12 protein-coding genes are annotated in these 12985 nt (G+C 58.3%); 2 read left to right on the top strand and 10 right to left on the bottom strand.

Translation table 11 applies throughout. The annotated features are described in order from the left end of the window. The 3 genes from ORS3428_RS30835 to ORS3428_RS30825 all read right to left on the bottom strand — a co-directional run. Positions 1-685 (bottom strand): ABC transporter permease (locus ORS3428_RS30835; RefSeq protein WP_172833758.1); only part of this gene is annotated, 685 nt, incomplete at its 3' end. 19 nt (positions 686-704) lie between these two features. Beyond that, positions 705-2258 carry an ABC transporter ATP-binding protein gene (locus tag ORS3428_RS30830; RefSeq protein WP_244508160.1) on the bottom strand — a complete coding sequence of 518 codons (1554 nt, stop codon included), beginning with the start codon at positions 2256-2258 and terminating at the stop codon, positions 705-707. 9 nt (positions 2259-2267) lie between these two features. Continuing rightward, on the bottom strand, positions 2268-3272 hold the full coding sequence (locus ORS3428_RS30825) for a BMP family protein (RefSeq protein ID WP_201788354.1): 1005 nt from the start codon (positions 3270-3272) through the stop codon (positions 2268-2270). A gap of 499 nt (positions 3273-3771) precedes the next feature. On the opposite strand from ORS3428_RS30825, the gene ORS3428_RS30820 reads away from it, so the two are divergent. After that, positions 3772-4377 (top strand): TetR family transcriptional regulator C-terminal domain-containing protein, encoded by a 606-nt coding sequence (locus tag ORS3428_RS30820; protein WP_071102039.1) that lies wholly within the window; start codon positions 3772-3774, stop codon positions 4375-4377. A gap of 262 nt (positions 4378-4639) precedes the next feature. On the opposite strand, the gene ORS3428_RS30815 is transcribed toward ORS3428_RS30820, so the two are convergent. The 3 genes from ORS3428_RS30815 to ORS3428_RS30805 are packed head-to-tail and all read right to left on the bottom strand — an operon-like array spanning position 4640 to position 8459. Further along, the gene (locus tag ORS3428_RS30815) at positions 4640-6400 is read right to left on the bottom strand and encodes an FAD-dependent oxidoreductase (RefSeq protein ID WP_108723232.1); all 1761 of its coding nucleotides are present in this window, start codon (positions 6398-6400) and stop codon (positions 4640-4642) included. 35 nt (positions 6401-6435) lie between these two features. Then, a complete protein-coding gene (locus ORS3428_RS30810; protein ID WP_244508159.1) occupies positions 6436-7272 on the bottom strand; it encodes a phosphoenolpyruvate hydrolase family protein in 837 nt (278 codons plus the stop codon). Then, positions 7272-8459 carry a Tm-1-like ATP-binding domain-containing protein gene (locus ORS3428_RS30805; protein ID WP_071102038.1) on the bottom strand — a complete coding sequence of 396 codons (1188 nt, stop codon included), beginning with the start codon at positions 8457-8459 and terminating at the stop codon, positions 7272-7274. Before ORS3428_RS30805 ends, ORS3428_RS30810 begins: the two co-directional genes overlap by 1 nt. A gap of 295 nt (positions 8460-8754) precedes the next feature. Here ORS3428_RS30805 and ORS3428_RS30800 point away from each other — a divergent pair, with 295 nt between their 5' ends. Then, the gene (locus tag ORS3428_RS30800; RefSeq protein ID WP_131802975.1) at positions 8755-9228 is read left to right on the top strand and encodes a hypothetical protein; all 474 of its coding nucleotides are present in this window, start codon (positions 8755-8757) and stop codon (positions 9226-9228) included. 168 nt (positions 9229-9396) lie between these two features. Here the strand turns inward: ORS3428_RS30800 and purU are convergent, their stop codons facing one another. From purU to ORS3428_RS30780, 4 genes are all read right to left on the bottom strand, one after another. After that, on the bottom strand, positions 9397-10281 hold the full coding sequence (gene purU, locus ORS3428_RS30795) for a formyltetrahydrofolate deformylase (protein ID WP_071102042.1): 885 nt from the start codon (positions 10279-10281) through the stop codon (positions 9397-9399). 124 nt (positions 10282-10405) lie between these two features. Continuing rightward, positions 10406-11641, bottom strand: a complete 1236-nt coding sequence (locus ORS3428_RS30790; RefSeq protein ID WP_071102037.1) for an NAD(P)/FAD-dependent oxidoreductase — start codon at positions 11639-11641, stop codon at positions 10406-10408. Between the two features lie 183 nt (positions 11642-11824). Further along, positions 11825-12145, bottom strand: coding sequence for a Rieske 2Fe-2S domain-containing protein (locus ORS3428_RS30785; protein WP_071102036.1), 321 nt, complete (start codon positions 12143-12145; stop codon positions 11825-11827). Between the two features lie 118 nt (positions 12146-12263). After that, positions 12264-12985: sterol desaturase family protein (locus ORS3428_RS30780; protein WP_071102035.1), on the bottom strand; the 722-nt coding region annotated here is incomplete at its 5' end.

Raw genomic sequence — 12985 nt, 5'->3', positions numbered from 1 at the left:
GAATGCCGGCGAAGGCTGCAGCTTTCCGGTTCTGGCCAACCGTGCGAGCTTCATAGCCATAGGTCGTGTGTCGGTCATACAGCCAGACAACGACCGCCACCAGCGCAGCAAGCACAAACCCCAGATGCAGACGGGCCCCTACCACCAGCTTGGGCAGTTGGCCTTCGGTAATGATCCGCTCGGACTGAGGCCAACCCATCCCCATTGGATCCTTCAGGACCCCGTCCAACAACATGCTGATGAGAAGCAAGATGATGAAATTAGATAGGAGCGAGGTGACGACCTCGTCCACTCCGAGCCTGTACTTCAAAAGCGCAATACCAAGCACAAGGAGACCGGCAGCGACTGCGCCGCTGATCAGCAGCAAAGGGATCATCAGATAAGGCGGCAGCGATATCGCCCCTGTTCCCACAATGGTCGCGGCTAGCGCTCCCAGATAGAGCTGTCCTTCTGCGCCGATGTTCCAGAAGCGGGCTCGAAATGCCACGGCAGCGGCCAAGCCGGTAAACATAAGCGGAGTGGCACGAGCCAGGGTTTCAGTCAGAGCAAGTTTGCTGCCGATTGCCCCGTCAAGCATGGCTGCATAAGCCGACCCTATCGGGGCGCCGGCCCATAGGATGAGAATGCTGCACAAAAGCAGGCTCGCAAAAATTGCTGCGAACGGAGCTGCAACCTCGCTCAGCAATGAACGTTTCGTACGTGGCTCAAGCCGCATGACTACTCACCCCTGTGTCAACGTGCCCCGACATCATCAGCCCCAGCTCAGCAAGGTTGACTTCACTGCGTGGGATGGGCGTGCTGAGTTGGCCCCGGAAAATCACGGCAACGCGGTCGGACAGTTTGAGTACTTCTTCAAGATCGTCCGAGATCACTAGAACTGCCGCTCCGGCGTTGCAGGTCTCAAAGATCCGAGAGTGCACATAAGCGGCCGCTCCGACATCGAGACCCCGGGTAGGCTGATGAACGACGAGAAATCCCGGTTGTCGAGCAAGCACTCTGCCCAGGAACAGCTTTTGGAGATTGCCCCCGGACAAGAGTCTGGCCGGCATATCAACCCGTTCACAATTGACAGAGAACTCGGATACGATTTCTGCGGCAAATGCCTTTATGCTTGGCCATCGCAGGAATCCCCATCGGGAGAACTTGCGACTGAGATACTCTTCGGCAATCAGCGTCTCCGGAATATTCATGTCGCCGAAAACTCCGCTTGCGTGACGGTCTTCCGGAATTCGCCCGACGCCCTTTTCAATGAGCATCGAGGCGCCGTCGACGGAGACGTTGCGGCCATCAAGCCAATAGGTTCCGCTATCCGGCACGATCAATCCGCCGAGTACATCCGCTAACTGGCTTTGACCGTTGCCGGAAATTCCCGCGACCCCGACTATTTCCCGGGCATGGAGATTCAGCGAGACGTCGCACAATCGAACGCGGCCGTCTCTATCGCTTACACGGATGTTGTTCAGTTGGACCCTGACCTGGCCGACGCCGCAGGCATCGCGCGCTGGTTCCTCCACCGGGCGCCCGAGCATGAGAGCTGCCAATGACCGTCGATCCGCGCCTTTTGGCGATGCCTCTCCTACCAGGCGGCCACCGCGCAGGATCAGGATGCGATCGCCTATGCCGAGAACCTCGTCGAGCTTATGCGAAATGAAAATGATGCCCAGCCCTTCAGCGACCAGCTTGCGCAACGTTTGCTGCAGCGAATGGGCTTGTTGCGGCGTCAGAGCCGCTGTCGGTTCATCGAGGATCAGTATACGCACGTCACGATAGAGAGCCTTCAAGATCTCTACCCGTTGACGCTCGCCGACTGAAAGGTCGGCCACTCTGGCGTCGGGATCGATGTCGAGACCGAAACGCCCGGCCAGGACGGCTAACTTATTGCGTGCCTCGGCTATTCTCAGCTTCGCCGACAGCAAGGGTTGCGTTCCAAGGATGACATTCTCGAGAACGCTCAGGTTATCGGCCAATGTGAAGTGTTGGTGGACCATGCCGATTCCAGCTTCCAACGCCGCGGCAGGAATGCCGGATGCCAGGGGCTTRCCATCCACCTCGATCGCGCCCTGGTCGGCCACATAGTGGCCGAACAAGATGCTCATCAGCGTGGACTTTCCGGCACCGTTTTCGCCCAGAAGCACAAGTACCTCGCCGGCATGGAGATCGAGATCTATGCTGTCGTTTGCTATCAGGTCTCCAAATCTTTTCGTTATTCCACGAAGACTAAGTAGCGGCTTCCGGCGCCCGGTAAGATTGATATGCACGGGTCTCGCTCACAGGTCCGATTTTGGTTCGGTATCGTCGCGCTTGACGGCGAACGTGCCATTTTGGAGCTGCTGCGTGCGTTCTTTGACCTTGGCAATAGTCTCGGCCGGAACCTTGCCTTCGAACGCCCCCAGAGGAGCAAKCTCGCAGCCACCATCCTTCATTTCGGAATATGGACCATAATCTTCGCCTGTGAACGATCCGTCCCTGATCTTGGCAATGGCCCGACTGGCTGTCGGCTCGAAGTTCCAGACCGCAGAAGCCACGATCGTCCCAGGATACTCGGATTGCGTGTCGATGACGTTGCCGATCGCTAGCTTGCCTCGCTCCTTGGCCGCGTCAGTGACGCCGAAACGCWCCGCGTAGAGCAGGTCGGCACCCRCATCCATCTGCGCGAAGGCCGCTTCTTTTGCCTTTGGCGGATCGTACCAGGAGCCGATGAACGAAACGAGGAACTTGACCTTGGGATTCGTCTCGCGCGCACCAGCCATGAAGCCGTTCATGAGCCGGTTCACTTCAGGTATGGCAAATCCGCCAACCATCCCAACAATGTTGGAAGTAGTCATCCGGCCGGCGATCATTCCTGAAAGGTAGGAGCAATCCTGGATATAGTTGTCGAAAACCGAGAAATTCTTTCCCTCAGGAGGAAAGCTCGACCCTAATAGAAACTTGGTGTCGGGAAAGTCTTGCGCCAGCCGCCTGAAGCCACGCTCGTCCGAAAAGGCATCACCGACGATCAGCTGGTATCCCTTGCTAGCATACTCTCTCTGGACACGCTGCGCGTCGGTCGGCGACACGTTCTCGGAAAAAGCGTACTCGATTTCGCCCTTAGCCTCAGCTTCCTTCAGCGCCTTATGGATGCGGCTGATCCATTGCTGCTCGATCGGAGCAGTATAGACGCCCGCCACTTTGACCTTGTCAGCAGCGAAGGTGGCCAGTGGAAGGGCAATCGCGGCAAATAAGAATGCTATCGCACCCAATGCCGCTCGGCGAGCGGTCATCACATCACACATTTTGTTCCCCTTTTATTGGCGCGGCCATCCAGACCAGAGGTCGTTGCCCGCGCATTATAACGGCACCAAATTATCATTGCTGACCATTTGGTCAACTATAAATTCGAGCGAATGCGTATTTTTCGCGCCACGACGAGGAAGCCGTCGCTGGATGAACTGGAACCCGCCAGGGACACCCCGCATAAGTCCCCTAGTGACGCGGAGTCGATTAGAACCCCCTTGCCTGTCTCTTCCAATGGCGGGCTGCGAATGAAGGTCCGGCCAACCACGTTTTCCCGACGAAGGAAATTCGAACGATGACTACACTCGGGGCGGGGCAGTTCCTTGTTGATCGTCGGACGCTTGGTACATATGACAAGATGAACAACGAGAGCGCACCGGTCACACCGATATGAAAAACCCAACACGAGCCCCATTGAAGGTRATCGATCCATCCGGGAACGCGAGCCCAGAAAATCATGGCGGGCGAAAGAAGCGCTCGGACGGCCGGCAAATTTTGATGCGGCAGCGCAACACGGAAAATCTTCTTAAGGCCGGTGAGGCGGTTTTTTCAAAGCGAGGATTCGACGGYGCCACCACCGCCGAAATCGCCAAGCATGCAGGCGTATCAAAGGCCACTCTGCACTATTATTTTCGTACCAAGGAAGAAATTTATGAAGCTGTCCTCGWTCGAATTTTGGACCTTTGGGTAAGCGCCTTAGAAGAGATTACTCCAAATATTGAACCAGAGGACGCAATTGCAAATTATATTGCCCGCAAGATCGAATACTCACGAAACTATCCTGAATTGACCCGCCTGTGGGCGATGGAAATGCTGAGTGGAGCTCGGCATGTGCAGTCGCAGCTCCGGGTCAGGGTTGACCAGATCGTGAAGTCAAAGTGCTCGGTGATCGAAGATTGGATTTCAGCAGGAAAGATGGATGCGGTCGACCCCCATCACTTGTTCTTCTTGCTTTGGGCATCAACCCAAACCTATGCAGAGGATGAAGCGCAAGTCTCTATCATATTGGGTCAAGCGCACCTGGACGAGAGTGTTTACTCTATCGCAAGGCGCACGACGACCCAGATTTTCCTTCGCGRCCTGAATCTTACTGACAAAGTGTGATAGGGGCGGGGTAGAGCATACGGCATCACCTAGAGGCCGCCGTGCGATCTGCTGCCTCGCAAATCAAGCGTGCGAGCGAGCCATTAGAGTTCACTCCACCAGATCGATGGCGCTCATTCTCCACGACGCGCGATGATCGCCAAGATGGYGTGGGCCCGTGATGAAGGTCCCCTGACGCCGGTCCGGTTATCGCCAGCGCCAGGAACACCAGGGGCGATCGGCTGGATATGCGGCCGAGCRCAGCCCGGCAATATTTGATTGGTTAGGATACGGCTTGTCTGGCGAGTGCGCCCGCATTCACATTCATCGCCGCCCGGTAGGCAAACACAATGGCAGGCCCGATGGTAATTCCGGCTCCGGGGTACAGGCCGCGCATCAGAGACGTCATGTCATTGCCGCAGGCATAAAGACCGGCAATGGGGCTCCCGGAACTGTCCAAAACCCTGGCTTCCGTATCGGTCGCCAGGCCTGTGGCCGTGCCAAGCGTCGCTGGGACAATTCTAAGCGCTACAAACGGTCCGTTTTGAATCGGTCCGAGATTGGGGTTCTTCTTGCCCACAGCCGGGTCGCCCAGCATGCGGTTGAAGGCGGACTCACCCCGATGGAAATCAGGATCGAGCCCGGTCTCGGCATTCCGATTGTGTTCCTCAACAGTCCTTTCCAGCGCRCCCGGATCGAGACCGATCTGGCGGGCGAGCGCACCGATCGTCGATGCGACTTGGATGTAGCCGCTCCTCGCATATTTCCCGATGCTCAGCGTCCACGGCCATGGCAGCAGATGACCCATGCCGCGCTTGCGGACAAAATCCTGATCGCAGATGAAGTAGAACCGCCTATCTTTCGGATAGCCGTTCTGGAACATCGCCAGGCAGATATCGTGGTACGAATTCGACTCGTTGACAAAACGCCTCGCGTTCGGTCCGACAGCGATCACTCCGGGTCTTCCCCGATCCAACCATCCATAGGGGACGGTCTTGTTGCCCTTGGGCGTCTTGAGCAGCGACACCGGGGTCCAGAAACCGGCGCTGGCGACATCGTTGTCGACTGCAGCGCCGACGCTGATGGCGAGCTCGATGCCGTCGCCGGTTACGTCGGGATGCGCCAGCGTTTCATCATGCTGGTGGGCACCGCTCAATTCACGTCTCAGGYGGGCATCACGCGCAAAACCGCCGGTCGCCAGGATCAYGCCGCGCAAGGCCTCCACGCRCCATTTCTCGCCGTTGCAGCTGACCACCGCGCCTTTAACGCGATCGGCAGTCGTGATCAGCTCCGTGGCGGCCGCGTTTGTCCATATCTCCACGCCGCRCCGACGCAGRCTGACGAGCAGTCGGRCAATCAATGCATTGCCGCCGCTGAGCTCGGTTCCGCGCCGATAACCCAACCGATCCGACGCGTAGCGTGCCACGCGACGGGTGACGTGGCTAAGGGCGGCCGCTGACTGGAATGGATTGAGGAATTTGCCGACTTCTCCRGAGGAGATCATCATCCCTCCGAGCACCACACGGATGGGATCACCGATGAGATCGAAATCCTTGCCGAGCTTTCGTCCGTCGTAAGGGGCCGGGCTAAGCGCGCGGCCCTTGTCGACCCCCCCAACCTGGCTTGAGTGATAGTCAGGCGCCGGTGCCAGCGTGAATTCTACCTCTGTGTCGCTCTCCAGCTCCTTAATGGCAACGGGGCCGTCTTCCAGATAGGCATCGATGAATTCKGACCTGTAATAATTCCCGAGCTCGTGACGGAGATAGGTTCTTGCCTGCTCGATCGAATCCTGGATCTTGGCGGCTGYGGCTTGTGGCGAACACGGCACCCAGATCATGCCGTTCGACAACGCTGTCGTTCCGCCGAGTCTGGCTGATTTCTCGCAAACAATAACCTTTAACCCGGCCTTTGCAGCGTAGAGCGCAGCTGCCAATCCGGCAGCGCCGCTACCGATCACCAAGACATCTGCCTGAACGCTCCGGCCGGCGCCGGGTCGGTTCCCTGCGGTCGTGGTTGTCTCACTTGTCGCGTTCTTGATCGGCATACCCATGTCAGCTTCGGTCTTTCAAATCGTGGAAATCAGACGGCTCGCGACAGCGGAACCGCCTTGAAGGCCTCCGCAGCGCTCTTGACTGCTCGCTCGATGGGAATTCTCTCAATGGACGAAGCCCCGACAAAGCCGACACAGTGGGTCGAGCTATAGACCTCGAGCGTATCCTCAGGCTCAGCCACAGCTCCGCCGTGGCAAAGCAACACGACGTCGGACCGAATGGCTCGGGCGGCGGCGCTGATCTCGTTGATCCGGTGCACGGCCTGAGCCAACGACTGGCCAGCTTCGTGGCCGACCAGACCGCCGCGGGTGGCGCCGACATGCGGCACGATGCAATCGGCTCCCGCTTTCGTCATTGCCTCCGCGTCCTCAGTGCTGGCGACGTAGGCGAGTGAAAAGATGTTCTTCTGACGCGCGAGTGCGATCATTTCGACCTCGCGTTCGAAACCGAGCCCCACGCGCCCGCGACGTTCGCGCCATTTGTCGCCCATGGTCGAGATCGTTGGGTAATTGATGACGCCGGAAAAACCAGCGGCCCGAAATCTGTCCAGCAGCACGTCGAGATCGAGCCGGACCGGGTCCCAGGCCTCGACGCCGCCGATGACAGGGACGGATGAGACAACGTTGCGGATCTCAGCGGCGAGTTCGAGCGTGCGGGCGTTGGAATCCCCGATGCGGCTGGTAGGTAGCCCCATCAGCCGCGAAAGCCCGGTGCTGTAGACGACCAGCATGTCTGCGCCACCCAGCACCGCGCACTTCGCGACCAGACCGCAACTGCTGCCGGCGGCGAGCACGGCCCTGCCCGCTTCCACCTGAGCTGCGATCCGCGCCAGAATGTCGTCGCGTTCAAAAATACGCATCGGCATTAAGCTCTTCCTTGCAGTTGTTCGACGATCCAGGCGACAGCAGTGTCAGCAAACGCGGGATCGTTGATATGGCAATCGAGTTCGCGGCATTCGACCGTCGCCGGCAGCTCGTGTTTGAGGGCCTTGAGCCAGGCCGCGTCTGCGGCGGCATCACGAAAGATACCGCCTTCCCGGTCGTAGTCGGACACGCCCTTGCCAGGCCAGAGCACAAGGCAGGGGCCCTGCGCATGCGCCAGGCGCTTTGCCGTCAGACGGCCGATCGCTTCGTTCTCCGAGGCAGTCGTGCGCATCAGCGTCGTGTAGGGCGTATGCGAATAGAACTGCCTGCCTTTGAACTGATCAGGCACGCTGGAAGGGGGCCCGAAATTGACCACGTCGACCGCACCTGGCGCGATCAGCTGCGGAAGCGGATAGCTGCCCRCCGCCTTGAGCCGATCGGAGCCGGCACTGGCTGTACCGCCGACCACCTCGTCCGCCAGTTCGGTCGTTGTCAGATCCAGGACGGCGTCGAATTCGCCGGCGGCTACAAGCGATTCCATTTTGCGGCCGCCCGTCCCGTTCGCGGGAAACACAATCGCTTCAATTCCGGCCTCCGAAAGCCGCGCCACGCAGCGGCTGACCGCCGGAGTCGTAACCCCGAAGGCTGTTATGGCGACGATCTTGGTGCTGCGGCGAACAGGCGGCGGCGTATAGTGCATGGCCGCGATCGCCTGCCCCGCGTTTTCCAATATCCTGGCCGTGAACCCGTTGACGCCGAAGAGGTCGACGAGCGTCGGATAGATGATGATATCGCTTTTGGCGGCCAGCTCCGTCAGGAGCGCCGGCCTGGCGCTTGAAATCAGGAGCTTTGGGAAGCCATAAGGCAGATCCGCGACCACTTCGCCGAACAGACTGCTGCCCTTTCCGCCAGCRACGCCTATGATTGCACCGATGCTCCCGGATGCGTGGAGGGCGGCAATCCGGGGTCGTGTCGCCGCCGCGATCTTCTGCAACAATTCTGCAGGCRCCGCCACCCGGTTGGCGTGTGACGCGACATCTGCCCCACCCTCGGTTTTCGTTGTGCCCACATCAATGAGGATGGTGTCCCGCCCACATCCGCGAATGATGTTGGAAAGGTAGTCCGCCTCCTTTGCCTTGGTATCGAGCGTCGCAACGATCGCTACCGCCCCTGAAAGCGATGCCGTCATTGCGCAGGCCTCGAATCGAACCGGGCGGCGCCTTGGCTCGGGACGAACCCATTGGTCACAAATTTCCTCCGGAATCTCCGTAACAACCGCTAAGGGTCTAGACCTCTGCCGCTCCGCCTATAAGATTGGACACACTCCTGAATGGGTAAAATTGGGTAGCGCAGTGATAGGTCTTCGTTCYGGCAGGCTTTCAACGAACCTGTCCCGCAGTGGGTCGGCCAAATGCATACAAATCTACGCTCCATCGCTATTGCATCTCCCGCAGGGCTCGCCTCTCGTCATGGCGACCTTGCCCGTGATCGACTGGAACGACTGTCTGTTGCAGGCGCTGCGCACTGGTTGCGAGGGAAGGCGAGAGCTTGCCTACGCGGCCATGGTGATGGTCGACCCCTTTGCCTGCTGGGAAGATTTTGCGGATCTGCTCCAAGAGCGTGGACTTTCGGGAGTGATCAACTTCCCACCGGCCTCAGTTGTCGAACAGGCGACCGTAGCCGGTACGATTGACGCTGGGCAGGAGACGGAATTCAGGCGTCTCGAATGGTTTGGAAGTCTTGGCTTCAGAACGATCTTTGCGACTTCAACCAACCATGCGATCGCAGTGGCGCAGGACCGTCTCAGGATCTCGCTCGACGCCATTCTCTACGTGTCACCGGCGGCACTAGAGGTTCCTATCCGGGACGAAATCGAGCTCGTGGCGGCTCACGGCTCACTTGCCGCGGATCAATCTCCATCGCTCCCCGTGTACGAACTGAGGGCGCCGGACGCGTGAGGCCGAGATTATCAAGCGCTTGGCTCCGGGATCCGCAATGTCCCGCTCTCGTTTTTCGCGTGGGGATGAGAACGGCGGTCCAGGATGTTTCCATTTCAGCCGCAGCCTCTTTGACAGCATTGATAACTGATCACGCTACCCGCTTTCGTCGGGCATCGCGGCCACGGTTTACCCCATACGAGCCGAGGCAAAAGAGCCGGGGCTTGCCGGGAAGACGACGGTGCGATTGCCGTTGATGAAGGTGCGGTGGTGAATAAGGGCATGGATGGCTCGAGCCAGCACCTGGCTTTCGACATCGCGACCCAGCGAGGTATAGTCCTCCGGCGACTGTGCATGAGTAACGCGTACCGTGTCCTGCTCGATGATCGGACCTTCGTCGAGATCGGCAGTGACGTAATGGGCCGTCGCTCCAATGAGCTTTACCCCGCGTTCATAGGCCTGCTTATAGGGGTTGGCTCCCTTGAAGCTCGGCAAGAACGAATGGTGGATGTTGATGATCTGACCGGACATGCGCTTGCACAGCTCATTCGACAGAACCTGCATGTACCGGGACAGCACTATAAGTTCAGTGCCGGTCTGCTCTATCAAGTCCATCAGTTGCGCTTCGGCTTGCGGTTTGTTCTCCTTCGTTACTTTAATGTGATGGAAAGGAATGTCATGGATCACGACGACCTTCTGGTAGTCGAAATGATTGGAGACGACGCCGACGATGTCGATCGGTAGCGCCCCGATTTTCCAGCGATAAAGCAGGTCGTTGAGACAATGACCAAAGCGTGAGACCATCAGCATGACCTTCATGCGCTTGGTCACGTCATGGATCTCGGCAACCATGCCGAATTCGGCAATGATTGGATTTAGCCCGTCGATCAGTGCTGCTTGGTCGGCACGGTCTTCTGAGACGAAGYTCACACGCATGAAGAACTGTCGGGTGTCGAGATCATCGAATTGCGATGAGTCGACGATATTGCAACCTCGTCCCGCAAGGTATCCGGAAATCGCCGCAACAATACCGCGCTTCGAACGACAGCTAACCTTTAGAACATATCCATTCACTTTGGATTCCCTTCGGATTTTCCATCTGAAAACCGGCCGGCCMCGACCGAGCCGCATCCGCTCCAAATCTGCCGCTCAGCGCATCTGCGCCGCCTGAAGTCTCTCGTAATTGCGAAGGTCTATCCTAAGCTAGCAACGATCTTAGGTTGACGGCCGGATCCGCGAGCRCCTTCCCTTCAGGGGCAAGCCGCCTAGCGATCATCATCTCGGCATAGCGGATTTCCTTCGCGATGACGCCCAGGCTACCGAAGCCGCATGCAGCGACTAAGCGTCCATCTGTGGCCAGGTAGTAAAAAAGCTGACCTTTATCGCCCAAAACTCTGGCTATGGGAATCTGTCCTTCCTCACACAGGCCGGCTATCTGCAGTGTCTCGTCATACTGATCCGACCAGAACCAAGGCACCTCCTCGTAAGGAAGGGTCTCGCCCAGCATGTTCGCTGCGGCCGCCRCACCCTGCCGCTGCGCATTGCGCCATGCCTCTAGCCTGATCCGTTTGCCATACAGGCGATGAGGAAAAGAACAGCAGTCACCCGCCGCAAAGATATGAGGATCCGAGGTCGCGAGCGTCTCGTCCAGAAGGATGCCATTATCGATCGCTAATCCGGCCGCCTGCGCCAGTTCGACATTCGGCACAGCACCTACTCCAACGACCACCAGATCGGCCAAATGCGTGCGGCCGTCCGACAGCACCACATTGGAGCGTCCTTCGCTGATATTTATGTGTTCGACAATGGCGCCCGTCTCAATGCGCACACCTGAACGTTCGTGCTTGGCCCTTATAAGGTCGGCCATGGGCGACGGCACTGACCGCGTAAGTAGCCGCGGCCCGGCCTCGATGACGGTCACCGAAGCACCTCTCGAGACCGCGCTCGCAGCAACTTCAAGCCCAATGAAGCCGCCGCCGATCACCACCACGTCRCATCCACTGCCAATGACTTGGCGGATACCCATGGCGTCCTCGTAGGTTCGCAGTGTCGCCACCTTGCTTCCTGYGGCGACCGGAATGGTCAGTTCCCGCGGGCGGGCCCCCGTCGCTAGGAGGGCTCTGTGATACGGTATCCGTGCTCCGTCTGAGAGCATGACAATGTTGATTGCGCGATCGATCAATACGACCTCGCGCCCATGAAGATATTCGATTTCCAATGCGGCAAGGCGTTCTGCGGTGACAATCAGCCTGGGTTCAACGTTCGATTCGTCGATCAGGATTGCCTTGGACAGCGGCGGCCGCTCATATGGGAGCGGGGTTTCATTGCCGACCAGGAYGACCCGCCCTGGCCAKCCCCTTTCGCGGATCGCGACAGCTGCGGCTGTGCCGGCTTCACCTGCCCCTACAACGACGATTGCGCCTTCGCTGCTCACGTGATCGACCTATCTATCGTCGGGTCGTTCTTAGATCGCGGTGACCTCGAATAGGTCTCGCTTCAAAGCTTTGACCGATGCTGTTTTGCCCCGTTCGTTGCGACGCCGTTTTCTCCTGCCTCGGCGATACGAACGACGCTTGCTCAAGAACGGACGTGCGTAAAATCAACGCCTTTGGAAGGCTCAGATCTTGATGAAGACGGTGTCGCCGTCGAGCTTGACCTCATAACTGCGCAGGTCAACGCATGCGGGCAGCGCGCGTGACTCGCCGGTCCGGTAATCGAAGGTCCCGAAGTGCTTGGGGCACTCGATGATACCGCCATCGACAATGCCGCCCGCAAGATGGACCTTTTCATGCGAACAATGGCCATCCATTGCGAAGTAATCCCCTTCCGGCGAGCGGATGATCACAAACGTGCGGCCGCTGTGATCGAAGCGGAGGACCTCTTCGGGCGTTAGGGCATCGATAGCGCAGGCCGCCACCCACTCCTCATGAGTCTTCATTTGTTTTCCTCGAGATCTGCTAGAACCAACTCCGGCGATGTGTTGGCAAGAGGCGCCGGCGCTCTGCCGCAGGCTGCAGCCACGGTAGCAGTAAGTGCAACCGGACGAGTTGCGCGAGCTACCATCGTGCCTGCCGCTTCGATGTTAACTGCCTCGCGCCCATTTTTTTGGATTTTATGYGCTTGTACATCCGCTCGTCGGCTTCCGGTGAACCGTCATGTGCCGTGCCAAACCACTCGTCCAGCGGAATGCGTCGCTCGCCGTAGTTCACCTCAAAATATTTATGATGCAGATAGTGATAGAAATTGTCGGTGTTGATGRCCTTCTCATCGTCCACGATCATCCGGTCGAAACCGACATGTGACTTCGCCGGCGACAGGCCCGCGTGCATGAGCTGAAACATTGCGTGCACCGGGTGAGACGGCACCACGAAGTGTATCAGTACGCCGGAAAAATAGACGATGTGCTCGAGCGTCGACATCGACATGCCGGACCACGGCCCCGGATTGACGTTCTTATGATGGATCTTATGAACGATGTGATACAGAGGCCCGATATGGATGATCCGGTGGATCGCATAGAAGTGCAATTCGCGCCAGGCGGGCATCAGTAGCACAAGAGCGATGAAGTATACCGGGTGAGCTCCGAATTCGAGATAGGGCATATATCCGTTGGCGTACATCCACCAGGTGAGAGCCTCAAAAGCGGTCCACACTGGCACTCCGCTGCACATGGTCCAGAACACATTCTCGGCTGTTTGACTTCCGAACATGAAAGTCTGGTTATCCGTGTCAGGCCACTTCGCGTTATACTTGAAATTGGTGTCTTGGCGCCGTTGGA

Origin of the sequence: Mesorhizobium sp. ORS 3428 (assembly GCF_001854785.1) — a bacterium.
Classification (GTDB): domain Bacteria; phylum Pseudomonadota; class Alphaproteobacteria; order Rhizobiales; family Rhizobiaceae; genus Mesorhizobium.
Note: the sequence above shows the minus strand (reverse complement) of the source record. Positions and strands in the feature narration are given on the sequence as shown.